The organism is Roseateles sp. SL47 (genome assembly GCF_026625885.1).
Taxonomy (GTDB): Bacteria; Pseudomonadota; Gammaproteobacteria; order Burkholderiales; family Burkholderiaceae_C; genus Roseateles.
Genome location: NZ_CP113068.1, coordinates 3,404,919 through 3,429,646 on the forward strand (window position 1 = coordinate 3,404,919; position 24,728 = coordinate 3,429,646).

Consider the following 24,728-nt stretch of genomic DNA (forward strand, 5'->3'; position numbering starts at 1 on the left):
GTCAGGACCGCGCCATGGCCGCCCCCTTGTTGACGGAAGTGCCCCGGAACACCGCCAAGCGCTGCGCATAGGGGTCCAGCGCATCCTCCGGCTGCTTCAGTTCGAAGCCGGTGACAGTGGCAAAGCGCTCCGGGGAGACCAGGCCTTGGGTGGACAGTTCATCCACCAGTGCGAGCAGCGCTGCACGATGCAGGGTGATGAGATCCGTCGCCCGGTCGTGTTCTGCCTGCAGCATCGCCTCGATGGCGGCATTGCTGGGTTCGACGTCGGTGCACAGGTGGTCGTCACTGTTGGAGGTGACGTCGCATCGGCCGATGCGTGCGCCCATGCCTTGGTGACGGAGCATGCGCGCCGCCGTTTCCGTGGCCTTGCGCAGATCACTCTCAGCACCGCTGGAAGCAAGCTCTGGGCCAAACACCAGATGCTCCGCCGCCCGGCCCGCCAGGCTGGTGCAGATGGAATCCCGCAGATTGCGCTGTGACCAGACCTTGCGGCCGGTGTAGAGGTTGTAGCCGCCCTCAAAGCTGGCCACATGGATCTTCATCTCCTGAGGCGCCCGGCCAAAGAGCAGCGCATGCACCAGCCCGTGCCCCGCCTCATGGACCGCCAGCAATGCGCGGAAGTCGGCATTGGTGCGTTGACGCAGACGATTGATCTCGAAGGGCTCGGAGATGACGTGTGACTGCCCACGCCAATGGGCCAGTAGACGTCGACCATCTGCGGTCAGCCCAACGCCATCTCCAGCGTCCGCCCCTTGCTCCATGGCCCAGAGTGCCGCCTTGGCCAGGCCCGCCCCCAAAATGGCATGAATCGACGAAAACAGCGGCCGGGTCCCTTGCGCCGGGAATACCCCGTTGGCGTAGATCTGCTGATGCACGGTCCGGTCGATCGAGAAGCGCAGCCCGCAACGCGTCTGTGCATCATCAGCATACTGGGTGCAATGCCGCTCAATCAGCCGCTCATAGGCGCGACGGGGGAGCGACGGGTAGATCACATGCTCATTGCCGAGCCGTGCCACCTGCTCCGGTTTGAAACGTTGGTTGAGCGCCTTCTTGATGTCGATGACGCTCAGTTGGCCGGTGAGGGCGTGGAAGATGTCGGCATCGCTGTCGCAGTCGTCCACACTGGTGGCCAGGTCGACAAAGGCTTCGTCCAGATTGCCGCAGACAAACACCAACAGCCGGCTGTAATCGGTTTCCCATCGATGCTGGCCACGCTCGCGAAACGCCCGGAGTCGCTGCTGGATCTCGTCGGGCGACCAGGCCATGATCTCCATCAGCGGGGCGTCCAGCTTCAGATTGCGTTGCAGTTCCCGGGCTTCCCAAGGGCGCAGCTTGAGCCGGAGTTTGACGTCCTCCGGCTCCTCGCGTTCCGCCTGAAACGCCGACTCTGCCAGTGACGATTCGATGTCCGTCAGCAAGGACAGTGAAGGGGGCAGACGACCATCCGACAACAGCGCCCAGACGTCCGGGTAGCGCTCCACCCGCACTTCATTGCGCTTGGTGTCGATGGTCCGAAAACGCTGGAATTCATCCAGCACCAGAATGCCAGGCTCCACCTCGCGCACGCCCGATTCGGCCAGGATGCCGGAGATGCTCTGCGCGCTGCGCCATCCGGCGCCGTTGGAGAAGCCGTCCATCTGGACTTCCACAAAGCGATCGTAAAAGCCCAGCAGTTGCGCCAGGCGTCGCACCAGCTGGGTCTTGCCGGTCCCCGTCAGACCCCAAAGGCAGACGATCACCGGTCGCGTGACGAGGGCTGGCAGCACATACCACGCCCGCACCGAATCAATGACCCGGTCAATGATGGCGTCTATGCCAAACAGTTCAGTTTTCAGCTGAATGGCGACCTGTTGAAGGTGCTGATGTCGTTGCGTCAGGGTCTGACGCCATTCCTGGGAATTACTCATTCCAATCCTCTCTTCGCAGCAGCGCCTGGAGCGCGACGCGATCTGCGCGGCGCTGGGCGCCGCGGCTTTGGATGTGTTGACCGGCACCACGCATGCCACGCTGGCCCATGGCGCGCGCCACGGGGTCTCGTGTTGCCGGGCTCGCTTCGAGCACCAGGCTCATGGGTTGTTTCATGCGGCGCAGGGCCTTGACCCGCCCCTCCTGGAGGGCGCGGGAGCGGAGTTGTGAACTCATTTGATGTCCGAAAAGCAATTGCCCCGGCTTCGTGGGCGCTCTGGCTCCATACCGTCTCCGCCGAACCGGCCTGTCAAGAGGCGTGCGGCAAGGCGCCACTCACTGCCGGCGCACAGGCGCAGAGCGTGAATGAGCCCTGCAGCCATGCGCCTTCAAGGGGCACTGCAGCAGGAGACGAGTGGGTCAGAGGTGCCGAGATCGGCGAGGCAATGCATGCCGCGCGGTCTGAGGCCGTATCTGGAACAGACACGGTTCAGCCGGGGCTGGAGAACCGTGTTCAGTCGATCGTCGTGATGATGAACAGGGAGGACATAGCGGGAATCTCCGTCATGCGGGCGCTGTCGTGGGCGCCTTCAGCAATGGGGGCGAATGATGCGTGCAGTGCGCCTGGCTTGCAAGCATGGCAATGAAGACGTTGCGCCGAGCCAACGGGCCCCGCTGTCCTCCCGGACAGGGGGCCTGTGCAGCGATTCACATCGACGGATCAGGCAATTGATGACGCCGATTGAGGACGTCGATTGATGGCGCCGATTGATGGCGCCGATTCATGGCGCCGACGAATCACGCCGCAGCGCGTGTGGTCACTTGGCGCGCGCCGTCACAATGGCATCCGCCACGTTCTTCGGCGCTTCGGCGTAGTGCTTGAACTCCATCGTGTAGGTGGCGCGGCCTTGAGTGGCGGAACGCAGCGTGGTGGAGTAGCCGAACATCTCGGACAGGGGTACTTCCGCCTTGATGATCTTGCCGCCGCCAATCATGTCGTCCATGCCCTGCACCATGCCTCGGCGGGACGACAGATCGCCCATCACCGTGCCGGCGTAGTCCTCGGGCGTTTCCACTTCCACCGCCATCATCGGCTCCAGAATCACCGGATTGGCGCGGCGGCAGGCTTCCTTGAAGCCGATCGACGCCGCCATCTTGAAGGCGTTTTCGTTGGAGTCCACGTCATGGTAGGAGCCGAAGGTCAAGGTCACCTTCACATCCACCACCGGGTAGCCCGCCAGCACGCCGTTCGGCAGCGTATCGACCACGCCCTTTTCCACGGCGGGGATGTATTCACGGGGGACCACCCCGCCCTTGATGGCATCCACAAACTCGAAGCCCTTGCCGGGCTCCTGCGGTTCCACCGTCAGCACCACGTGCCCATACTGGCCCTTGCCGCCAGACTGCCGCACGAACTTGCCTTCCACGTCCTGCACGGCCTTGCGGATGGTCTCGCGGTAGGCCACTTGCGGCTTGCCGACATTGGCCTCCACGCTGAACTCGCGCTTCATGCGGTCCACGATGATCTCCAGGTGCAGCTCGCCCATGCCGGAGATGATGGTCTGGCCCGACTCTTCATCGGTGCGCACGCGGAAGGAAGGATCCTCCGCCGCCAGACGCCCCAGCGCCAGGCCCATCTTTTCCTGGTCGGCCTTGCTCTTGGGTTCCACCGCCTGCGAAATCACGGGCTCCGGGAAGACCATCTTTTCCAGCGTGATGATGGCTTCAGGGTCACACAGCGTCTCGCCGGTGGTGACGTCCTTCAGGCCCACACAGGCGGCAATGTCGCCGGCCAGAATTTCCTTGATTTCTTCCCGCTGGTTGGCATGCATCTGCAGGATGCGGCCAATGCGTTCCTTCTTGCCACGCGTCGGGTTGTAGACCGAATCGCCGGACTTCAGAATGCCCGAATACACCCGCACGAAGGTGAGCTGCCCCACATAGGGGTCGGTCATCAGCTTGAAGGCGAGGGCGCTGAACTTCTCGTTGTCGTCGGCCTTGCGGCTGACGGGGTTCTCATCGTCATCGGTGCCGGTGACCGGAGGAATGTCCACCGGGGACGGCATGAAGTCGATCACCGCATCCAGCATGCGCTGCACGCCCTTGTTCTTGAAGGCGGTGCCGCACAGCATCGGCTGGATTTCGCCGGCAATGGTGCGCTGGCGGATGGCCCGTTTAATCTCGTCCTCGGTCAACTCGCCGGATTCGAGATATTTGTTCATGATGTTTTCGTCGGCTTCCGCCGCCGCTTCCACCATCTTCTCGCGCCACTCTTCCGCCTGGGCACGCAGCTCGGCGGGGATGTCCTCATAGCTGAATTTCATGCCCTGCGAGGCTTCATCCCACAGGATGGCCTTCATCTTGAGCAGGTCGATCACACCCTTGAACTGGTCTTCCGCCCCGATGGGCAGCACGATGGGCACCGGGTTGGCGCGCAAGCGGTCCACCATCATCTGGCGGACGCGGAAGAAGTCCGCACCAACGCGGTCCATCTTGTTCACAAAGGCCAGACGCGGCACCTTGTACTTGTTGGCCTGGCGCCAGACGGTCTCGGACTGCGGCTGCACGCCGCCCACCGAGTCGTACACCATCACGGCACCATCCAGCACGCGCATGGAGCGTTCCACCTCGATGGTGAAGTCCACGTGCCCCGGGGTGTCGATGATGTTGATGCGGTGCTCGGGCAGGGACAGGTCCATGCCCTTCCAGAAGCAGGTGGTGGCCGCCGACGTGATGGTGATGCCGCGTTCCTGCTCCTGTTCCATCCAGTCCATGGTGGCGGCGCCGTCATGCACCTCGCCGATCTTGTGATTGACCCCGGTGTAGAAGAGGATGCGCTCGGTGGTGGTGGTCTTGCCGGCATCGATGTGGGCCGAAATACCGATATTGCGATAGCGCTCGATAGGGGTCTTGCGAGACATGGCGGACTCCAGGAGGTGAATAAGAGCAAAGCCTGATGAATGTACCCAGAACGTGAAGGCTGTGCCACCGGGCGCCGCAATCTCCCGGGTGAGGCGGGGGTGCCTCTTGAGGGGGGATCGCTGGCGTGGGCCGATCAGGCTGGGGCGGAGCCTGCGCCCGAGTCAGAGCCAGAGGCAGAGGCAGAACCCGGAGCAGAGCCAGAGGCTGCGGACGCAGGAAGCAAATGGGCTTTCAGGACGGCATGGCTGCGCTCATCGGCCAGGGCGGCTGCTCCGGCGTCGAAATGCTTCCCCCCGCGCCTGGCAAAGCCGTGGCGGGTGTTCGGATACTGGTGGAGTTCCAGCCCAAAGACGGGCCGCAGCGCCTGGGACATGGCCACCAGGGTGGACGGGGGAATGAAATCGTCCTGCGCGGCGAGGTGGATCAGCAGCGGGCAGGCAACGGTGTGGACCTCGTCGAGGTGGCGCTCGATGCCCACGCCGTAGTAGACAACGGCGGCGTCCGAGCGGCAGCAGGCCGCCACCCGGTAGCTGAGCAGGCCGCCGAGGCAATAGCCGACACACCCCACCTTGCGCGTCTGGCCGTCCAGCTGTCGCAGCCAGTCCATGACGTGCTGCAGATCGTTCACCCCCAGGTCCACATCAAACGACCGGCCCAGCGCCAGTGCTTCTTCGCGTTCGGTGTTGTCATGCTCGGAAAACAGCGCCCGGGGGCGCTGACGCCAGTACATGTCCGGGCACAGGGCGTGGAAGCCCTGGGCTGCCAGCCGGTCGCAGACCTGCTGCATGTCGGCATTCACGCCCAGCATCTCGTGCAGCACAACAACACCCGGCGCAGTGGCATCGCGGGCGCGTGCCAGGTAGGCGTCGATGACACCCGGCCGTCCATCCGGTTGGGGCAGGGTCTGGTTGAAGCGCCGGGGCGGGTGAAGGGGAGGGAAGGTGCTGCTCATCGGTGATCGACCGAGGCGCGGCCCCGGTCACAGTGCGTGGTGATCGGTCCCATCGCCCTCAATGTCTGAAACGGCCTGCGGGACAGCACACTAAGGCCGCTGCTGCCAATCCGTCCAGGCGACGTAAAGGAATCCGCCGACCAGCCCCCAGTGCTCGAAGAAGCTGTTCATCAGCATGAATCGCTCCTGCCCGGTGGCGTCCCAGTAGCGGTTGGCCATGAAGGTGGCGGCTGCGGTGAACGCCGCCAGTGCCAGCGCACCCAGCCACCGCAACCGCCCGCTGAGGATGAGCGCCGAGGCGCCCAGCTCCAGCGCGATCACCAGACCGGCGAACAACGGTGCCGGCGCCAGCCCGAAGTGCTGCATCTCGCCGATGGCGCCGCCGAAGTCAAACAGCTTCACCAGGCCGCCTTGCAGGTAGGCGGCGCAGAGCAGCAGCAAGGCGACCCAGCGCACCGGCCCGACGGCTGGGGCGCCGTTCAAGCCAGTGCTCGACTCGGCGTTCAACCCGGCACTCGACCCGGCGCTTGACCCGGCGCTCATACGGCCCAGCAGGCGCAGCCGAGGGCGCCCCAGAAGCTCTTCAGATCCGACACCGGGGCATTGCTGGCCCAGGCGCGCGCATGGTCGTGCTGGTGAACGGCGCAGTGGGTGGCGCAGTCGCAGCTGATCGTGCGCTGGATGGCGGCTTGAAGCGGACGGCCCTCCTTGTCGCCCCAACCGGCATACCCTCCGAAGCGGCTGACGGGTGACCAGTCTGGCAGCGGCAGGGGCGGCGAGGTTTCATCGTCCCCGCTGAACTCGCCGGCGCCCCAGACCACCTTGCCGCCGACGACGGTCAGCAAGGCGCTTGTGTCGGCGATGTCGCTTTCGGCGCAGGCAAAGAAGTCCCGATCGGGCACCACCAGATCGGCCAGCATGCCTTCCTGGATACGGCCCTTCTTGCCTTCCTCATTGCTGAACCACGTGACGTTTTCGGTCCACATCCGCAGGGCCTGTTCACGGTCCAGGCAATTGCGCTGCGGCGTGAGCTGCAGGCCGCCGACGGTCTTGCCGGTGATCAGCCAGGACAGCGACACCCACGGGTTGTAGGAGGCCACGCGGGTGGCATCGGTGCCGGCGGAGACCTTCAGGCCCTTGTCCAGCATCTTGCGCACGGGCGGGGTGGCTTCAGCAGCGCCCGCGCCGTAGCGTTCCACGAAGTACTCGCCCTGATAGGCCATCCGATGCTGCACGGCCACACCGCCGCCCAGGGCGGCAATGCGGTCCATGGAGGCTTCGGAAATGGTCTCGGCATGGTCGAAGAACCAGTTCAGGCCTTCCAGCGGAATGTCCTGGTTGACCTTCTCAAACACATCCAGCGCCCGGCTGATGGTTTCGTCGTAGGTGGCGTGCATGCGCCAGGGCCAGCGGTTCTCTGCCAGGATGCGCACCACTTCCTCCAGGTCGCCTTCCATCTGGGGCGGCATGTCCGGGCGCTCCACGCGGAAGTCCTCGAAGTCCGCGGCGGAGAACACCAGCATTTCGCCGGCGCCGTTATGGCGGAAGTAGTCGTCGCCCTGCTTGTATTGGGATTCCCGGGTCCAGCGCAGGAAGTCGTCCTTTTCCTGCTTGGGCTTCTGGGTGAAGAGGTTGTAGGCCAGACGGATGGTCAACAGCTGGTCTTTGGCCAGTTGCTCGATCACCTCGTAGTCGTCGGGATAATTCTGGAAACCGCCGCCTGCATCGATGGCGCCGGTGATGCCCAGTCGGTTCAGTTCCCGCATGAACAGGCGGGTGCTATTGATCTGATAGTTCAGCGGCAGCTTCGGGCCCTTTGCCAGTGTGGCGTAGAGGATGGCGGCATTGGGCTTGGCCAACAACAGGCCGGTGGGGTTGCCTTGGCTGTCGCGAGCGATCTGGCCGCCGGGTGGTTCGGGCGTGTCCTTGGTGTAGCCCACGGCGCGCAGTGCGGCGGCGTTCAACAGGGCGCGGTCATACAGATGCAGGATGAACACTGGCGTATCTGGCGCCACGGCATTGAGTTCATCCAGCGTTGGCAGCCGCTTTTCTGCGAATTGGTGCTCGGTGAACCCGCCCACCACGCGGACCCATTGCGGGGTGGGTGTCACATCGACCTGGCGCTTCAGCATGGCCATCGCGTCGGCGAGAGAGCGCACGCCGTCCCAGCGCAACTCCATATTGAAGTTGAGGCCGCCGCGGATGATGTGCAGGTGGTTATCGATCAGGCCGGGCAGCACACGTTTGCCGCGCACATCGATCACCTTGGTGCGAGGCCCGGCGAAGGCCATCACCTCCTGCTCATGGCCGACCTTGAGGAAGCTGCCGTCCTTGATGGCCACGGCCTGGGCGGTGGGTTGTGCGCGATTGAGCGTGGTGAACAGACCGCGATGCAGGATCAGGTCAGCATGGACGGTAGAAGTTTCAGCCATGACGGGTCTCCGAATGGACATCGGCCGCTGTGGCGGCCGTGGCGGAAGAATGGGTGTTGGTGCGACGGGGGAAGGCGGCCACCTCGGCGCACTTAGGCAATTGGCCAAACATATGGGGCTTCACCTGATGGTGCAGCCATGACACCTCGGTCGACGCTTCGCGGTGGACCAGCTTCTTCACCAGTGGTGGCACCTGCTCACCGATCAAGATGCCGAGCAACCCGACCAGTGCGATCACCGGCGGCGCTGGCGAGCGCACATTAAACAGAGCGTAGATCACGCCCACCAGCAGGCCTACGGCCAGCGACACAAGATAGGGTTTCATTCATCACCTCAACCACGACCACAACCTCAACCCAACGCACCCCTGCGGCTCCCTGCCCAAGGGTGCGACCGGCTCCGCCTTCCGCCTGTCCCGCCTGGTCTGCGCTCCATCCGTTCAGTGCAGCACCAGCGCCCCATTGACGCCGCGAAGCAGCGCACTAGCGCCCCAACATTCCCCGGGCCCCCGGCCCCGGGGCCTTCAAGCGGAGCGCGTGGATCCGGCTCCGCCGGTCCACCGCGCTCGCCCCCCTGGGGGGGCCGACGAAGTCGGTAGGGGGGGGGCTATTCAGCCCTCATGGGCATTGAACATCGACTTCGCGTAAGTGATGCCCAGGCCATAGGCGCCGCCGAACTTCTTGGCGATGCCGGTGGTCAGGTCGTAGGTTTCTGCACGGGCCCAGTCACGCTGCAGTTCCAGCATGTACTGCAGGGCCGTCATCGGACGGGCACCGGCCTGCACCATGCGTTCCACGGCGCGCTCATGCGCTTCGGTGGACACGTCGCCGCAAGCGTCGGTGATGATGTAGACCTCAAACCCCTGCTCGAGCGCGGAGATGGCCGGGCCAACGATGCACACCGACGTCCACAGGCCGGCCAGCACGATGCGCTCGCGACCGATGGCGTTCACCACCTTGATCACGTTGGCGTCTTCCCAGGTGTTCATCGACGTGCGGTCGATCAGTTCCTGGCCGGGGAAGGCGGACGTGATCTCTTCGTACATCGGGCCGGAGAAGCTCTTCTCGGCCACGGTGGTCAGGATGGTCGGCACCTTGAAGCCGGCAGCCGCGTTGGAGATCAGCGCGGCGTTGTTGCGCAGCTCGATGGCATCGATCGACTTGGTGGCGAAGGACATCTGCGACTGGAAGTCGATCAGGATCAGGGTGTGGTCCTTGGGGGAGACGAGTCCGGCGCCGGGGGTGGGGGTGGCGGTGATGGCCATGGTGGGAGTCCTTTCGTGAATCAGTCAACAAGCGGCCAAACCTGATGTTCGACCTCGGGCTGAAGTCTGCGTTGCACTTGCGGCGGCGTGATCTCCAAGATGGGAGGGGGAGACCCCTTCTCGATCGTCGCAATCCGGGCCGCCTTCCCCATATGGGGAGGGGGGTGGTATGTCTGGTGCTAAACAAGGCTTCACAAGTCATCACTCGCCGCCGGGGCGTGAAGCCACGACTATCAAGGTCATGCGATTTGTGAAGGAGCTGACACCATGTTGAATTGGCCGACCCAACGTATCCAGGTCAGCGTGGCCTATGCCGACCCGCTGGTGGCCATCGGGCTGAGTACGGTGCTGTCTCAGCAGGTGGACATTGATGTGGTGGCGGCGGATGGGCGCGCGGCTCCCGGGCCGCACATCGTGGTGGCGGACTATGAGCGCGGGCTCAATCTGGTCGCCAGCCGCTCCACCGGACGTGAGCGCCATGCACCGGCACCCAAGGTGCTGGTGGTCACGGCCAATGACCGAGAACAGGAAGTCCGCTCCGCGCTGGAAGCCGGTGTGGAAGGTTATCTCGAGCTGGGCTGCAATGTGCAGGACCTGGTGTCTGGCGTGCGCCAACTCGCTCGCGGGTCCCGGTATCTGAGCGCCATGGCGGCGCAGCGGATTGCCGCAAGCATGGCCCGGTCCACCTTGACCGAACGCGAACAGCAGGTGCTGGGCCTGGTGGCGCGCGGCAAGAGCAACAAGGGGGTGGCCCTGGCGCTGGACATCTCCGCTGGCACGGTCAAGGCGCACATGAAGGCGATTCTGAGCAAGCTGGATGCCGAAACACGCACCGAAGCCGCCAGCATCGCGATGGAGCGCGGGTTGATCGGGGCAGCGATGCTGGTGTCCTGATCGGAGAATTCGAAAGCCGGGATCGTTAAAGCTGCCAATGTGGGCGTTTATCGCCCATATTCTGGCGCTTGCAGGGCCTTTGACGGGCGCCGGGTGCCGGTCCGAGGCCCCTCCCGCGTGTTTCCATTGGTAAGTGCCGCGCGGAGTGACTTTCGTCCGTTGTGGTGGCGGGCGCGGATCCGTAGCCTGCTGGGTGTCGACCTGACCCCTGGTGCCATGGCTTCCCCTTTCCGCCTGAAAACGTCCCTGCCCGAAGACACATTGCGGGTGCATGCCTGCGTCTCACGGGAATCCCTGAGTGATCTGGGTGACACCACCCTGACCGTCCTGAGCGAACGCAAGGATATTCAGGCGAGCGAGCTGTTGGGGCAGTTGGCCACCTTGACGGTGACGCTGAGTGATGCCGACCCGCGCCATGTGAGCGGTTATGTCACCCGCTTCGCCCGCAACGGTTTCGAGGGCAAGCACTGCGTCTATCAAATGACGCTCAAGCCCTGGCCCTGGTTGATGACGCGCACCTCGGACTGCCGCATCTTCCAGGAAATGACGGTGCCGGACATCGTCAAGATGGTGTTTGACGACCACCCGATGGCGCGCTTCGAGCTCAAGCTGATGCGCCCCTACCGGACCTGGAATTACTGTGTCCAGTACCGGGAGACGGATTTCAATTTTGTCGCCCGTCTGCTGGAGCACGAGGGCATTTACTGGTACATCCAGCACGACGAGACCGGACACAAGCTGGTGCTGTGCGATTCCGCGAGTGCGCACGACGCGGTGCCCAGCTGCGCCAGCCTTCCGTTTTACGGCAGTGGGGGGCAGGTGCCGCCCCAGCTGGAGCATGTGGCGCACTGGTCCAACGTCCAGTGTGTGCAGCCCGGCAAGGTGGTGATCACCGACTACGACTTCCAGCGCCCGTCCACTTCGTTGCAGACCAGCCAGAGCCGCAAGCGCAATTACGACTTGTCGGACGGGGAAATCTTCGACTACCCGGGCGGCTACATCCAGAACGGCGATGGCGCGCAGTATGTGGAAGACCGGCTGGACGAACTGCAGAGCGCTTACGACGTCTACGAAGGCATGACCAATGCGCAGGGCGTGCATACCGGCCACCTGCTGTCGCTCAGCCGCCACCCGAGTGACGACCAGAATGCGCAGTATCTGGTGACCGGCACCACGCTGCACCTGCGCCAGGCCGTCAGCGAAGCCGGCTCCGGCTCGACCGAACTCAGCTGCAACTTCCACTGCATTCCGGCTGCGCAGCAATTCCGCCCTTTGCGTCGCACGCCCAAGCCGATGGTGTCCGGGCCACAGACGGCCATCGTCACCGGGCCGGCCGGCGAAGAAATCCACACCGACAAATTTGGCCGGGTGAAAGTGCAGTTCCACTGGGACCGGCGTGGCCAACGCAATGAACAAAGCTCTTGCTGGGTCAGCGTGGCGCATCCGTGGGCGGGCGCCAACTTTGGCGGGGTGCATATCCCGCGCATTGGCCAGGAGGTGATTGTCGGGTTCCTGGAAGGCGACCCGGACGCTCCCATCATCATCGGAAGAACCTACAACGGCGAAAACCTGCCCCCGTGGGATCTGCCCGCCAATGCCACCCAGAGCGGCTTCCTGACGCGTTCGACCAAAGGCGGCAGTTACGGCAATGCCAACGCCATCCGGTTCGAGGACAAGAAGGGCGAGGAGCAGGTCTGGATCCACGCCGAGAAGAATCAGGACATCGAGGTCGAGAACGACGAGACGCATTGGGTCGGACGCGACCGGACCAAGACGATTGACCGCCACGAAACGACGCTGGTGAAGGGCAACCGCACCGAGACGGTCAACCTGGATGAAACGATCACCGTCCATCAGAATCGCACCGAGCGTGTGGACCTGGACGAGAAGATCTCCATCGGGATGAACCGCACCGAGGATGTGGGCGTTAATGAGACCGTGTCCATTGGCGCGAATCAGAAGATCGACATCGGCGGCATGAAGACCGAGACGATCACGATGGCGTCGATGCAGAACGTCGGTCTGGGGCGGATGGACAACGTCGGCCTGGGCTACAACCTCAATGTCGGTGGCCTCATGGCGACGGTGGTCGGCCTCAACCAGATCACCACCGTAGGTAATGCCATCAGCATCACGGCGGGTGACCGTCTGAGCATCACGGTGGGAGCCAGCAGCCTGCTCATGACCAAGGATGGGCGGATCGAGATCAGCGGCAAGGAAGTGATCATCCGCGGCGACAAGAAAGTGGAAGTGCACGGTGATGATGTCGACACCAACCCGGTCGGTTGAAGACCTGCGCGGTGCCGACCTGCCGCGACTCGTCCTGCGGGACCTGACGGGGCGGACGCATCTGCACTTCGACGCCATGGACCCGGCGCTGCGCCTGATCCACACCGTGGTGCTGAAAGACCGGTATCGACTCGGTGAGCCGGATGAAGCGGGGGTGTCGCCGCTGCTGCTCGATGAGACGCCCGCGCCGCTGAATGATGAAGACTTGCCGCATGACGGCAACCCTGCCTGCACCATCCGGGAGGAGAGTGACCTCGCACCCTTCAAACCGATGTGCGATGTGTTGGTCGTGGGATCTGCTTTCGCCCCGGAGGACACACCGGTGCCGTCTTTTGTGGCGCGCCTGCGGGTGTTTGAGCCGAGAGTGACGAGCGAGGCAACTGGCGCCGATCCGGCCCCTGCGCGCGATGCGTGGAGCCCGTTGGTCGACAAGCATCTGCGCATCCACGGACCTCGCTGGTGGGTGCGCCGCGATGCGCAGGCTCAGGCGCGTGGGGGGCGCTCCTCCGGACCGGATGACTGGATGCTCAGCCCCTCCGAACCGATCGAGCGCTGCGGACTGCGTTATGAATACGGCTTTGGCGGGCAATGCCGCATCGATGTGGGCAGTGCCATGGCGGCAGAGGTGCCGACACGTTACTACCTGCGCCCGGATCAACTGGCGCAGCACCCGGACGGTGCCGCGCCGCCCCCGAACCGACCGCTCGCGCACGAGGCGAGCCGCTTCAATCCGGCGGGGCAGGGGTTCACGCGCGAGTGGTTTTTGAAAGCCAGCAAGGCCGACCGCCTGCCAGCGCATCAGATCGAACCTGCGCTGCAGCCCATTTCGGTGGACGACTTCTGGCATGTGGCAGCCGGACGAGACGCGCTGGAGACGGCGGGCTTTGGCCCGGTGGAGCGTGGATGGGCCCCGCGGGTGGAGTGGATTGGCCGCGAAAAGCCGGATCCCGCGCATGTGGCCGCAGGACTGGCCCTGAATCCTGATTTTGATTTCCGCTACTGGAACTGCGCGCCTGCGGATCAGCAGTGTCGGCTCCTTCGTGGCGGGGAGCGACTGGTGCTGGACAACCTCTGGCCTCGCCACCACCCAGCGGCACGGCGGGTGGCGGGCGGGCATCGCATGACGATGTTCGATCTTCCAGCACGCGGACTGGTGCTGATGGGCATCGACGGCGATGGCGACGTGCGCTGCTTCGATCCGGTCATCGACACGGTGTTGATCGATACGGACAACGGCCACGTCGATCTCTGCTGGCGATGGAGCATCAGCGCCCGCTATGGCCTGGAAGAAGCACGCTTGATGGAGGCCAGGACTCCCGGGCAACGCGCCAGACTGGCGGAGTTGCGGACCGTTTTGGCCCAACCCCTGGAGTAGGTGATGGCAGGCGTCACGCCCGACCTCGACCTGCCGCCCGACCTCATCAAACGCCGATAGCAGCCCGCCGTCGGTTCCTGATCGCTGCTGATTGCCCCCTGAACGTTCCCATGGCCCGCGAAACCGTCACCCGATCCAAACGCTTCTTCTGCGTCAGCCTTCAGCCTGATGTCTGCCTCACTCCTGTGGGCAGCAGCGTGGTGCCGATCCCTTATCCGATCAAGGGTGAATTCAAGGAGGCATCGGCGGCTTCCCCCAATGTCAAACACCAGAGTGACCCGGCGGTCCTGCATGGCCAGACCTTCATCCCGAAGGTGACCGGCGATGCCCGTGGGGTGAAGGGCGGCGTCAAAAGCGGGACGTACGAAGACAAGGCGGAGCCGAAGGACAAGAGCAGCACATCCACCAGCAATGCCAAGGCCTGGGTGCGTGAGGCGGATCTCGTCTGGATGAATGCGCGCAACACGGTGGGGCGCATCTACGAGCGTGGTACGGCTGCGGCCAAACGTCGGCTCAAGGGGGCGGCCCAGGCCTATCGCGAGAGTGGCGCTTCCGAGGCGTTGCACGAGTTCGGCGACGAAGCCATGGAGACCGGGGGCAAGGTCGCTGCGGCCGGCACGGCGACAGCGGTGGTTGGCGGGGGCGTTGCGCTGACGGGCGTGGGAGCACCCGTTGGAGGCGCCATTGCCTCGGCGGGTGGCGCTGTGACTGCGGTGGGTGGCGGTGTGACGGCCGTAGGCGCGGCAACCGGGACAGCCACCGATGTGCTGGATGCCACGGCGGACTGGGTGCTGGACGACAAGGCGCCCAGCCTGGGCGCGCTCGCAGAGCAGGCGGCGGAGCGTGGAGCCAACTGGGCCCTGACACGCCTGCCCGGTGGTGGCCGACTGCTGGCGCGGCTGTTCCCGAAGAAGCATCCGCCAGCCAAGCAGCCCGATCCGAAATCCCAGGGCGGCAAGCACGAAGAAGACAAAGCCGACGGTGGCAAGACTCAGAAGCCCGCGCAAGACAAGCAACAGCCCAAGGAATGCTGTCCGCAAAGTCAGGGGCCCGGCAAGGCGGCGACTCGTAGCCGGCGGCCCATTCACTTCGGCACCGGCGACGAACTGTTGTCCGAGCTGGACGCGGACGTTGATGGATTGATCCCGCTGACCTGGCTGCGGACCTATCGATCCAGCCATGCGGCCTATGACCGGGGTTTGCTGGGCGCGCGTTGGACATCGCCCTACCTGGTGCGCCTGAGTGTGGGTGAGCGGGGTATGGCCTATCACGACGGGACCGGCCGCACGGTGCATTTACCGCCGCTGGCGGCGGGCGGCACGGTGGATGATGCGTTCGAAGCGTTCACCCTCACACGTGTGGGGCCGTGGCGCTTTGAACTGCGCTGGCGTGACGGCAGCGTGGATGTGTTCGAACGTCCCCGTTGCGATGCCCTGGCGCTGGATGTGCTGCCCCTGGGGCTGGATGGATTGAAATTGCGACAGCGGCGGTTGCTGGACGAGCCCGCGCCGCGCATGGAATGGGTGCAGTGCTGCTATCTTGTGGAGCAACGGCGTCCGGATGGCTTGGCGGTGCAATTGGAGTGGCTGCCCGGCTGGGATGCCCGGATGCTGCCGGAACGGTTGGATGACGATTTTCCCGTGCTCCGCATCACCGCGCCTGGGGAAGTTGTGCTGGAGGCGCATGCCGCAGCGACAGGGCCACTGACGGATGCTCAGCGCGCGTGCCACGGTGCGTTGAAGATTGGCCGACTGGTGCGGCGGCTACCGGTGGCCGAAGAGGCCGCTGACGAGGTGGCGGTGACCGATGCGGCGGCGACCGGCTTGGCGGCTAAAGCGAACGATGCGACGCAGCCCCGATGGGCGTGGCAGGTGCTCAGTCGTTATGCCTATGGTCTTGAACATCTCGGAGAGAACCCGCGCGACAGCGCTCTCTCTTCCGCGCCAGATTTGCTCGGGCGCAAGGACGCCATGGGCCATCTCTGGCGCTATTACTACGACACCCACCTGTTGACCCGGTATGTCGACCCCACCGGCGGCGCCTGGGTGGTGCGTTGGCAGGGCGCGGATGTGCTGTTTCAGGGACCGGTCAACACCAACGTGGGCATGCCTGATGGGTCGCAGGAGGTGGTGCCCCAGCACCGAGGCAGTTGGACGGCCCTGACCAGCCATTGGGCAAGAGCCATTTATGCGGCGGCAGAAGACGGCACGGAGCCTGTGTATGTCGACTATGTGGATGCCGATACGACGCAGGTGCGCCAGGCTGACAACAGCATCTGGACCTATCGATTCAACGCCAACAACCTCTGCGTGGACGTGCGCGTGCAAGACGCTGCCGATGCGCCTGCGCGCCGCCTGGGCACACGCCGCTGGAGCACCGCTGGCGACCTGTTGGAAGAGACGGACGCCAACGGTCACACCACTCGTTTCACCTATGACGAGCAAGGCAGCCTGATCAGCACGACCGATGCGTTGGGCGGACGCACGGTGGTTCAATACAACGAGCAGAACCTGCCGGTGCGGACCATCGATGCGATGGGGTATGTGCAGGAGCGCGAGTTCGATGCGCAAGGTCGTTTGGTCACCCAGACCGATGCGCTGGGGCGCGTCAACCGCATGGTCTACAACGCGGTGGGGCAGTTGGTGCAGCGTGTGGATGCTGCGGGGCGCGTCAAGCGGTATGAGTACGACAGCCAAAGCCGTCTGGTGGCACACATCGACTGCTCGGGCTACGAAACGCGTTTCGCCTGGGACCTCCGGGGACGATTGATTTCGCAGACCGACGCAATGGGACAGTCTGTCTATTACGGCTGGGACGAACTGGACCGGCTGGTCTTCATCCGCCGCCCTGGGGCAGGAGAAGAGCGCTTTGTCTACGACGCCTTGGGGCGTCTGTTGACTCAAACGGATGGGGTAGGTCGCCAGACACGTTATGCATATCAGATGCAGGGTCTCCCGGTGGAACGTGTCGACGCAGCGGGTCAGCGCTTGCAGTATCGCTATGACCGGGCGCTGCGGCTGGTGGCCCTGATCAACAGCAAGGGTGAATCATTCCAGCTGGCTTATGACGCCCGGGGGCGACTGGTCCAGGAAATCGGCTTTGACGGACTGGTCAGTCGCTACGACTACGACGCGGCGGGCGAACTGATCGCCAGCCACCGTGGAGCCATCCGCACGGACTACGTTCGCGATGCATTGGGTCGACTGCTGACGCGTGTGACACCTGATGGTCAGGAACGATTCGCCTGGGATCCGCTGAGTCGCATCATTGCCGTGGAGAACGCGGCGGCGCAGTCCCGTCTGGAATGGGACGCGGCGGGGCAACTGGTTGAGGAGCGCCAGCGGATCGAGTTGGCACCGGAGCATGCGCAGCTGGATGCTGCCGGCCAGTGGCCCGACACTGCCGCGAGAGGTGCAATGGCCGTGTCATTCCTCTTGCGGCATGACTACGACGCCCTGGGGCAGCGCATCGCCACACGGCTGCCAAATGGACGTGTGGTGCAGACGCAGCGCTATGGTGCGGGGCACTGGCATGGCATTTTGTGGCAGGGCCAATCGCTGGCTGACGTTGAGAGAGACGTCTTGCACCGGGAGACGCGCCGAAGCCTCGGCGGACTTCGGCGCGGGGGGCTGCGGCGTGAAGTTCGTTATGACGGCGCTTCCCGCTGGTCGCGCAGTGCGTTTGGATTCGCCGAGACGGCGCCGGGCGCGCTTCGCCAACGCGATTATGGTTATGCCAGGGCCGGGGAGGTCGAGCGCATCTCGGACTCGGTGCTGGGCGAGCTTCACTTCACGCGGGACGACATTGGGCAGTTGCTCACCGCAAGCCAGCCGGGTTTGGTGGAGACATTCGCCTTTGATCCTGCCGGCAATCTGACGCCGTTGCCTGGCATCACGCAGGCATTGGGCTGGCACTACGAACACGACGTGGACGGCAATGCAGTCCGAAAACATTGGGTTCAGGACAGTGCTGCGAACGAACCTGCGGTAAGCGCTGCGGGCGACGAACTTCGGTTGCACTACGACGCGCATCAGCGGCTGATCTTGGCCGAACGGATGACGCCACACGGTGTGGTCACCAGCCGCTATGCGTATGACGCGATCGGGCGGCGTGTGCTGAAGCGGGTGCAGGGCGCAGGCGACGAACAGGTCACGGCCTTTGTCTGGAATGGCGACTTGATGGTGCAGGAGGTCGATGCACAGGGCACCGTCAGTTATGTGCATGAGCCCGACAGCTTCACACCGCTGGCCCGCGTGCGCAGCCAGGAATCGATCACGTCATTTGCAACGGCATCGGTCGCGTTTGCGCCTGTGCTTGCCTGGGACCGCCCGGACGCGCCCGATGCGCAGCCGGATGCGCATGTGCGCCTGTATCGGCGGCTTGCGCGATGGCGTCAGGATTGCCTGGATGAACGTACGGCGCAGGCCCGATGGGATGGCATCAGTTGCGCGAACGATGAGGTTCTGTACTACGAGTGCGACCACCTTGGCACGCCGCTGGCGCTGATGGATGCGGTCGGCCGGGTGCGCTGGCGTGCGCGCTACAGGGCATGGGGTCGTCTGGCGCGTTTGGACGTGGATGAAGTTGCCCAACCCTGGCGCTTCCAGGGGCAATATGAGGATGGGGAAACCGGGCTCTACTACAACCGGCACCGTTATTACGATCCTGATGCCGGTCGGTATCTGACGCAGGACCCGATCGGACTGCTCGGAGGATTCAATTCCTATCAGTACGCGCCAGATCCGACCGGCTGGGTGGATCCGCTAGGGCTGACGAAGGGCAAGGGCGGCTGTGATCCGTGCTGTGGGAAGGACCCGTCTGCGGAGGCGCGCGCTTGGCAGGGGGTGAGTCCGAAGAATCCGAACAATATCTACACCGGCGTTGATACCTACGAGAATGTTGTGCTCAAGAAGGGCACGATTCTGTATTCCTTGCACCCGGGTGGTGCGCCTGGATTTGCCGTGCAGAACCACACTCTGTTGAAGGCCAAAGGCAATGTGTCGGATTATTATGATCTGGTGCAGGTGAGCCAAGATCCTGGTAAAGATGCTGCCGGCAATCCACGCACTTTGCGCCAGGGCGTCCGCGCCTACAGGGTGAACGAAGATATTTGCGTTGCCCGTGGCAAGGCATTGGCCAATCCACAGTTTGGCCCTGGCGGTGGCACTCAGTATTACGTCTCTCCAACCGATGTTGGTCGGCTCTCTCCCGGAAAAATCAGACCCATCTAGAGGAAACAGATGAGCGGAAAAAATTCATGGAAACGTGCCAAGGGGACTGGCGGCATGCAGTACGACTACTCCGGCGCGCTGGCATTGTCCGCCGGTGATGCTGCTGCTGCCGCTGGGGACATGGCGCAACAGATTCGAGACCGAGTGTCGCAGGTCGCTTCCGCTGATGACTGGGTTGCGATGGTGTTGCGCCTACCTGATGCGTTAAGACATGTGCTGTTGGATCAGTTGGATCGCGGCAACCTGCTGACGGGAATTGGCCAATCAGGGTGGCCGGCTCCGGAGTCGATCGTGGCTAACTTTCGAGATCGTTTCGGTGTGGAGGTCCAAAAGCTACCTCCAGGGGTCACCCTGCAGGTCATTAATGATCCGCATCAATGGCGGGAAAATATCAGCCAGATCGTAGATGGCCAGGAACATATGTTGATGACGTGAGTCTCAAAATGATGCAAGTCTTTTTCTCCATGTTGACTCTCGAGCGCATCAGTGTGTTCCCACTCCAGGCTTTAAATCGCAAGGTCATTCAGTCCGAAAAAGGCGAGATTTGATGAGATGAATCTAGAAATTGACGTGCTAGATGGCCGAATTTTGGAGGATGGAAAGTTGGTGTGGAAAATCGGCGAACCTGTACCCGTCCCCACGAGTCTCCGGTCTGTTCTCTTTCTGGATTTGGCCGCGCGGCTCGTCATCGCTGAGGGAGAAGGCCCTGGAGGCGTAGCTACAGTGATTTTCGATGAGGAGGAGTTCCCGGACTCCATCCTGACCAGCCGCATGGTGAAGCGCTTTGTGAAAAAGACAGGAATCTTGCCCATCATGGATGGTTTGGCCTTCGCAGAGGCGATATTTCCATGGGGCGCAATTTCATTCAGGGTGGACCCCAGGCAAGGTGATATGTACATCCGAATCAGTGGCCCGAACGCAGGGAGGCGATCTCCATAGCGCTCCCCCTTAACCGGGAGAGGCATCAGCAACTTGTGAGCGTTGCACGACGGTCTCGCCGTGGCTGGGCGCCGTCGCATGTTCAGAGGTGGCCGAGATGGCTTTCCAGACCTTCCGTGTTCAACTCGATCGATGAGAGTGGTGAAACAGTGAACCTGGAAATTGATGTGTTGACCGGCCGCGTGTTGGTGGATGGCAAGGTCGCCTGGACGGCGGGTGAACCTGCCCCTGTGCCGCAGTCTGGTCGCTCGGTGCGCTATCTCGATCTGACCGCCCGATTGGTGATCGGGGAGGCGGAAGGCAAAGGTGTCGTGACCGCTGTGCTTTTCGATGAGGAGGAGTTCCCCGACTCCATCCTGACCAGCCGCATGGTGAATCGTTTTGCGAAGAAGACGGGGGTTCTGCCGGACATGGAGAACAGGCCTGTGGCAGTGGCCCGATTTCCCTGGGGGTTGATTGAGTTCGCCGTCGATCCCAAGCAGGGAGACTTGTCCATCATGGTTCAGGGCGCGAGCGTTTAGGTATGACGCCCATGGGGAGAGCGAAGAATCCTTGGCGGTGCTCGAAGACCTCGACGGGACTCTCTTGTACCTATCAAGGCGGAAACGCCTTGGCCCCGAGCGAAGTCGCTCTAGCGGCTGCGGAAATGGCGCGACAGATTCGTGACCGTCAATCGAACCCGGCCTCATGTGATGACTGGATCGGACTGGTTCTGACTCTGCCGTCTGCATTGCGCGATGTCTTGCTCCATCAATTGGATCGAGGCAACTTGATGACCCACATCGGTCAATCGGGATGGCCGTCGCCCGATTCAATCGTTGCCAACTTCCGGGACCGGTTTGGCGTGGATGACCAGGCGCTCCCACCGGAGGTAGCATTGCAGGTGGTTAACGATCCGCGCCAATGGCTTGAGAACATCAGCCAGATCGTGGATGGGCAGGAACATATGTTGATGGCGTGAGTCTCAAACGACGCCGGTCATGTTCTTGATGTTGGCTCGGGTCCGCATCATTGTCGTCGTACTCAGGCTCTTAATCGCTTTGTCCCAGGCGGCAAACACGTCTCGCTGGCCGCCGACCCCAAGTGCCATTTCCAGAATGTAATGACCGACGACTCTCGAATTGCTTGGACTGCTCGAATCGAGTTGAAATGCAGAAAATGAATCAGATGCATCAGATTCATTGAACACACGAGTTGTTGAGCCAGTTTAATCAGTCACCAGCGTGAATTGTGAGCGTAGTGGATGAGTGAGAAGGCGCATGACTCAGTGTGCTGGTTGGCATGCTCGGGCAGTCCTGTCAGGCATTACAGATGTGCCGTCGGGGCTGGATTCATAGAATGACGTGGCGCCTATGAAAAACGGAGGGGACAACTTGGCCATTCTCGTTGAAACTGCGAGCGGCCGCAGGCTCGTCTTGCTGCCCCAGCACGTATTCGGGCGGGACTGCCGCGCCTCTACCTTGATCAATGATCCTGGCACCTCTCGTCTGCATGCGTCGATTCGTTGGACCGGAAGCACATGGGCGGTGATTGACCACAGCCGCAATGGCACCACGTTGGACGGGCATCGCATTCCGTACAACACTGCAGTCGAGTTGAGGGCCGGCCAGACACTGGTATTCGGAATCCAGGGAGCGGCGGAATGGCAGGTACAGGATCTTGAGCGCCCAGGGCCGATGCTCTTGAGTCTCGAAGGTCAAGAGGGCATTTCTCTGCCTCACTCCACGCTGCTGCTGGAGAACGGCATGGCCTCGATGTCCATCGTCAGCGAGCTCAATGGAATCTGGATTTTCACTTCGGAAGATGGCAGCCGAACGCTGCAGGATGGCGACGAGATTGTGATCAGCGGGCGGCGCTGGTGTTTTTATTCGGGCGCCGGTCAGATCACGGAGAAGGTTTCGTCGTCTGCATCGCCGCTTTGTGTGGCTCATTTCGAGGTCAGCCAGGACGAGGAACATGTGACGCTGCGGCTGAGGCATGGCGATCACGACTTGGACCTGGGGGAACGCACGCATCACTACGTGCTGCTCACACTCGCGCGCCTACGGGCCGATGATGCAAAGCGAGGCTTGGCGCCGTCAGAGCAGGGCTGGGTCTATCAGGATCGGCTCGCCAAGATGCTGGGGCTGGGCTCTGCGCATTTGAACATTCAGATCTTTCGACTGCGCAAGCAACTCGCCCAGGCGCTGGGCCAGGAAGTTGTACCTCCGGCATTGATTCAACGCCGGCGCGGTGAGTTGAGGATAGGAAACGTCACCGCAGAAATCAGATCCAGTCTCTCAAGGCCCCTCACCACTTCTTCAATCTCGCCACGACATCCATCGCTGGTTTGACCAGCTCCGGCAGCGCCGCCCGCAATTCATTCGCCGGGCCGATCTTGTCGAAGTGGCGCGACACCTTGCCCGGCAGAAAGCGAGAGACGCTGGCGTAGAGGTGGCGGTCGCCATGGCGAGCCTGCTGCGTGACGTAAAAGCGCTGCGGTGCCATGACCGCCAGATGATGCTGTGCCCGCGTCATGGCCACATACAGCAGGCGCCGTTCTTCTTCAATCTGCGCCTGAGCCCCCGTGCTCAGGTCGGATGGAATACAGCCATCCACGCAGTTCAGCACATACACCGCGCTCCACTCCTGCCCCTTGGCGGAATGGATGGTGGAGAGGATCAGATAGTCCTCATCCTTGAGCGGCACGCCGGATTCATCACTGCTTGCCTCGGGCGGGTCCAGGGTCAATTCGGTGAGGAAGCTCTCCCGGCTGCTGTAGCCCTGCGCAATGCGCGCCAACTGCTCCAGATCTGCCAGCCGAATGGCGGCGTCTTCATGCAGCCGGTGCAGATGCGGCGTCAGCCAATCAATGGCCCGCTCCAGATCCAGCGGCCATTCCGATTGCTCTCTCAGCCTGAGCATCAACTCGCATAGCGCAGCCCAATCGGCCGCAGCGCCCCGCGGCGGATCGAAGCCTCTCAAGGCCGTGGTCATGTCGGCCGCTCCGTCCAGCGCATCCACCAGCCGCCTCGCGCTGGCCGGACCAAAGCCCGCCAGCAACTGCGACACCCGGAAGCAGGCCAGCCGGTGATAGGGGTTCTGTGCCCAGCGAAGCACGCTCAAGGCGTCCTTCACATGGGTGCTTTCCAAAAATTTCAACCCACCGAACTTCACGAAAGGGATGTTCCGGCGAATCAGCTCCAGCTCCAGTTGCGCGCTGTGTGTCGCGGTGCGGAACAACACGGCCTGTCGCTTCAGTTTGAGCCCTTGCTCGCGGCGCTCCAGCACCCGGTCGGCCACCCAGCGCGCCTGGCGTGCCTCGTCATCCACCGTCACCAATTGCGGCCGTTCACTGGACGCTTTGTCCGACCACAACTGCTTGGCATACCGCTCCTTGGCCTGCGCAATCACGGCATTGGATGCTTCCAGAATGGGCTGGGTGGAGCGGTAGTTGCGCTCCAGGGTGATCACCCGTGCCGGGGGATCGAACCGGGTGGGGAACTCCAGGATGTTGCGCACTTCCGCCGCCCGGAATGAATAGATGGCCTGCGCATCGTCGCCCACCACCGTCAGCCGTCGGCCGTCGGGTTTGAGCCGATGCAGGATCGTGGCCTGCAGGCGGTTGGTGTCCTGGTATTCATCCACCAGCACATGGTCAAAGCGTTCGCCGATCTCCCGCGCCAGCGTGGGCTCCGACATGACTTCTGCCCAATAAAGCAGAAGATCGTCATAGTCCAGCAGCCGTTGGCGCTGCTTCTCGTCCACATAGGTGCGGAAGAGCTGCCGCAGCGCGTCATGGGCCGAGAAACACCAGGGGAAATGCTCCTGCAGCACCTGATCCAGCCGCGCTTCGCTGTTCACCGCGCGGGAATAGATGTTCAAGCAAGTGGCCTTGAGTGGGAACCGGTCGGTGGCGTCGGCCAGGCCCAGCGCCTGGCGCTGCAGGCCCATCAAATCTTCGGCATCCGCCCGGTCCACGATGGTGAACTGCGGGTCCAGGCCGATGCGGGGCGCATATTCACGCAGCAGGCGGGCGCCCACGCTATGAAAGGTCCCCGCCCACGGAAACCTTGGTGCCATCTGCGTGGCACGCAATCCCAGCGCCCGGTGCAGCACTTGGCCGGCTCGTCGTTCCATCTCGCCGGCGGCGCGGCGGGAGAAGGTCAGCAGCAGGATGCGCTGCGGGTCGGCGCCGGCCAGCACCAGCCGGGCCACCCGGGTGGCCAGTGTCTTGGTCTTGCCGGACCCGGCACCGGCGATCACCAGCAGGGCACGGTCGCGTGCATCACCGCTGCCATCCCCCTCCAGACCACTTCCCAGCCAACTTCCCAGCCCGCTTCCCAGCCCGCTTCCCAGCCCATGCTCGACGGCGGCACGTTGGTCGTCATTCAGTTCGTCAAAGACGCTTTCGACCCCAGCAGATGCAGCGAGGGAAGGGCGGCCGCATGCATCCGGTGCTTCCTGGGTCTCCAGGACATGAGAAGGCGGCACGGCCAGGTCGGAAGGGTCACGGGGCGTCATGAGGTCCCCATCATAGGCTG

The 24,728-nt window shown here is 63.2% G+C and carries 17 protein-coding genes; 8 read left to right on the top strand and 9 right to left on the bottom strand.

The window, feature by feature from the left end; genetic code table 11:
• Position 1: 1 nt before the first annotated feature.
• From OU995_RS15030 to OU995_RS15065, 8 genes are all read right to left on the bottom strand, one after another.
• On the bottom strand, positions 2-1,909 hold the full coding sequence (locus OU995_RS15030) for an AAA family ATPase (RefSeq protein WP_267830838.1): 1,908 nt from the start codon (positions 1,907-1,909) through the stop codon (positions 2-4).
• Entirely contained in the window at positions 1,902-2,144 is a 243-nt protein-coding gene (locus OU995_RS15035) for a hypothetical protein (protein WP_267830839.1), read from the bottom strand. Before OU995_RS15035 ends, OU995_RS15030 begins: the two co-directional genes overlap by 8 nt.
• 581 nt (positions 2,145-2,725) lie before the next feature.
• Entirely contained in the window at positions 2,726-4,828 is a 2,103-nt protein-coding gene (fusA, locus tag OU995_RS15040; protein ID WP_267830840.1) for an elongation factor G, read from the bottom strand.
• A 134-nt stretch (positions 4,829-4,962) separates the two neighbouring features.
• Positions 4,963-5,781, bottom strand: a complete 819-nt coding sequence (locus OU995_RS15045) for a dienelactone hydrolase family protein (RefSeq protein ID WP_267830841.1) — start codon at positions 5,779-5,781, stop codon at positions 4,963-4,965.
• 90 nt (positions 5,782-5,871) lie between these two features.
• The gene (locus OU995_RS15050; protein WP_267830842.1) at positions 5,872-6,264 is read right to left on the bottom strand and encodes a DoxX family protein; all 393 of its coding nucleotides are present in this window, start codon (positions 6,262-6,264) and stop codon (positions 5,872-5,874) included.
• Positions 6,265-6,320: 56 nt separating this feature from the next.
• Positions 6,321-8,213, bottom strand: coding sequence for an amidohydrolase (locus OU995_RS15055; protein WP_267830843.1), 1,893 nt, complete (start codon positions 8,211-8,213; stop codon positions 6,321-6,323).
• The gene (locus OU995_RS15060; RefSeq protein WP_267830844.1) at positions 8,206-8,538 is read right to left on the bottom strand and encodes a XapX domain-containing protein; all 333 of its coding nucleotides are present in this window, start codon (positions 8,536-8,538) and stop codon (positions 8,206-8,208) included. Before OU995_RS15060 ends, OU995_RS15055 begins: the two co-directional genes overlap by 8 nt.
• Before the next feature lie 285 nt (positions 8,539-8,823).
• Complete coding sequence (locus OU995_RS15065; protein ID WP_267830845.1) at positions 8,824-9,477, bottom strand: hydrolase; 654 nt, start codon at positions 9,475-9,477, stop codon at positions 8,824-8,826.
• 267 nt (positions 9,478-9,744) lie between these two features.
• Here OU995_RS15065 and OU995_RS15070 point away from each other — a divergent pair, with 267 nt between their 5' ends.
• The 8 genes from OU995_RS15070 to OU995_RS15105 all read left to right on the top strand — a co-directional run bounded on the left by OU995_RS15070 (position 9,745) and on the right by OU995_RS15105 (position 22,538).
• Complete coding sequence (locus tag OU995_RS15070; RefSeq protein ID WP_267830846.1) at positions 9,745-10,371, top strand: response regulator transcription factor; 627 nt, start codon at positions 9,745-9,747, stop codon at positions 10,369-10,371.
• Between the two features lie 216 nt (positions 10,372-10,587).
• Positions 10,588-12,660 carry a type VI secretion system Vgr family protein gene (locus OU995_RS15075; protein ID WP_267830847.1) on the top strand — a complete coding sequence of 691 codons (2,073 nt, stop codon included), beginning with the start codon at positions 10,588-10,590 and terminating at the stop codon, positions 12,658-12,660.
• Positions 12,632-14,035, top strand: coding sequence for a DUF2169 family type VI secretion system accessory protein (locus OU995_RS15080; RefSeq protein ID WP_267830848.1), 1,404 nt, complete (start codon positions 12,632-12,634; stop codon positions 14,033-14,035). The genes OU995_RS15075 and OU995_RS15080 overlap by 29 nt, the downstream gene beginning before the upstream one ends.
• A 110-nt stretch (positions 14,036-14,145) precedes the next feature.
• The gene (locus tag OU995_RS15085) at positions 14,146-19,266 is read left to right on the top strand and encodes an RHS repeat-associated core domain-containing protein (RefSeq protein ID WP_267830849.1); all 5,121 of its coding nucleotides are present in this window, start codon (positions 14,146-14,148) and stop codon (positions 19,264-19,266) included.
• A gap of 9 nt (positions 19,267-19,275) precedes the next feature.
• Positions 19,276-19,701, top strand: a complete 426-nt coding sequence (locus OU995_RS15090; RefSeq protein ID WP_267830850.1) for a hypothetical protein — start codon at positions 19,276-19,278, stop codon at positions 19,699-19,701.
• 620 nt (positions 19,702-20,321) lie between these two features.
• Positions 20,322-20,726: a hypothetical protein gene (locus OU995_RS15095; protein ID WP_267830851.1), complete on the top strand. Its 405-nt coding sequence runs from the start codon at positions 20,322-20,324 to the stop codon at positions 20,724-20,726.
• Between the two features lie 89 nt (positions 20,727-20,815).
• Positions 20,816-21,166 carry a hypothetical protein gene (locus OU995_RS15100; RefSeq protein WP_267830852.1) on the top strand — a complete coding sequence of 117 codons (351 nt, stop codon included), beginning with the start codon at positions 20,816-20,818 and terminating at the stop codon, positions 21,164-21,166.
• A 412-nt stretch (positions 21,167-21,578) separates the two neighbouring features.
• A complete protein-coding gene (locus OU995_RS15105) occupies positions 21,579-22,538 on the top strand; it encodes an FHA domain-containing protein (protein WP_267830853.1) in 960 nt (319 codons plus the stop codon).
• Here the strand turns inward: OU995_RS15105 and OU995_RS15110 are convergent.
• Positions 22,495-24,708, bottom strand: a complete 2,214-nt coding sequence (locus tag OU995_RS15110) for an ATP-dependent helicase (protein WP_267830854.1) — start codon at positions 24,706-24,708, stop codon at positions 22,495-22,497. The two genes, OU995_RS15105 and OU995_RS15110, sit on opposite strands and share 44 nt — an antisense overlap.
• Positions 24,709-24,728: the final 20 nt, after the last annotated feature.

Bases quoted from the DNA above. Each gene is read 5' to 3' on its own strand.
- OU995_RS15030 (WP_267830838.1), bottom strand. From the start codon at position 1,909: ATGAGTAATTCCCAGGAATGGCGTCAGACCCTGACGCAACGACATCAG.
- OU995_RS15035 (WP_267830839.1), bottom strand. From the start codon at position 2,144: ATGAGTTCACAACTCCGCTCCCGCGCCCTCCAGGAGGGGCGGGTCAAG.
- fusA (WP_267830840.1), bottom strand. From the start codon at position 4,828: ATGTCTCGCAAGACCCCTATCGAGCGCTATCGCAATATCGGTATTTCG.
- OU995_RS15045 (WP_267830841.1), bottom strand. From the start codon at position 5,781: ATGAGCAGCACCTTCCCTCCCCTTCACCCGCCCCGGCGCTTCAACCAG.
- OU995_RS15055 (WP_267830843.1), bottom strand. From the start codon at position 8,213: ATGGCTGAAACTTCTACCGTCCATGCTGACCTGATCCTGCATCGCGGT.
- OU995_RS15060 (WP_267830844.1), bottom strand. From the start codon at position 8,538: ATGAAACCCTATCTTGTGTCGCTGGCCGTAGGCCTGCTGGTGGGCGTG.
- OU995_RS15065 (WP_267830845.1), bottom strand. From the start codon at position 9,477: ATGGCCATCACCGCCACCCCCACCCCCGGCGCCGGACTCGTCTCCCCC.
- OU995_RS15070 (WP_267830846.1), top strand. From the start codon at position 9,745: ATGTTGAATTGGCCGACCCAACGTATCCAGGTCAGCGTGGCCTATGCC.
- OU995_RS15075 (WP_267830847.1), top strand. From the start codon at position 10,588: ATGGCTTCCCCTTTCCGCCTGAAAACGTCCCTGCCCGAAGACACATTG.
- OU995_RS15080 (WP_267830848.1), top strand. From the start codon at position 12,632: ATGATGTCGACACCAACCCGGTCGGTTGAAGACCTGCGCGGTGCCGAC.
- OU995_RS15085 (WP_267830849.1), top strand. From the start codon at position 14,146: ATGGCCCGCGAAACCGTCACCCGATCCAAACGCTTCTTCTGCGTCAGC.
- OU995_RS15090 (WP_267830850.1), top strand. From the start codon at position 19,276: ATGAGCGGAAAAAATTCATGGAAACGTGCCAAGGGGACTGGCGGCATG.
- OU995_RS15110 (WP_267830854.1), bottom strand. From the start codon at position 24,708: ATGACGCCCCGTGACCCTTCCGACCTGGCCGTGCCGCCTTCTCATGTC.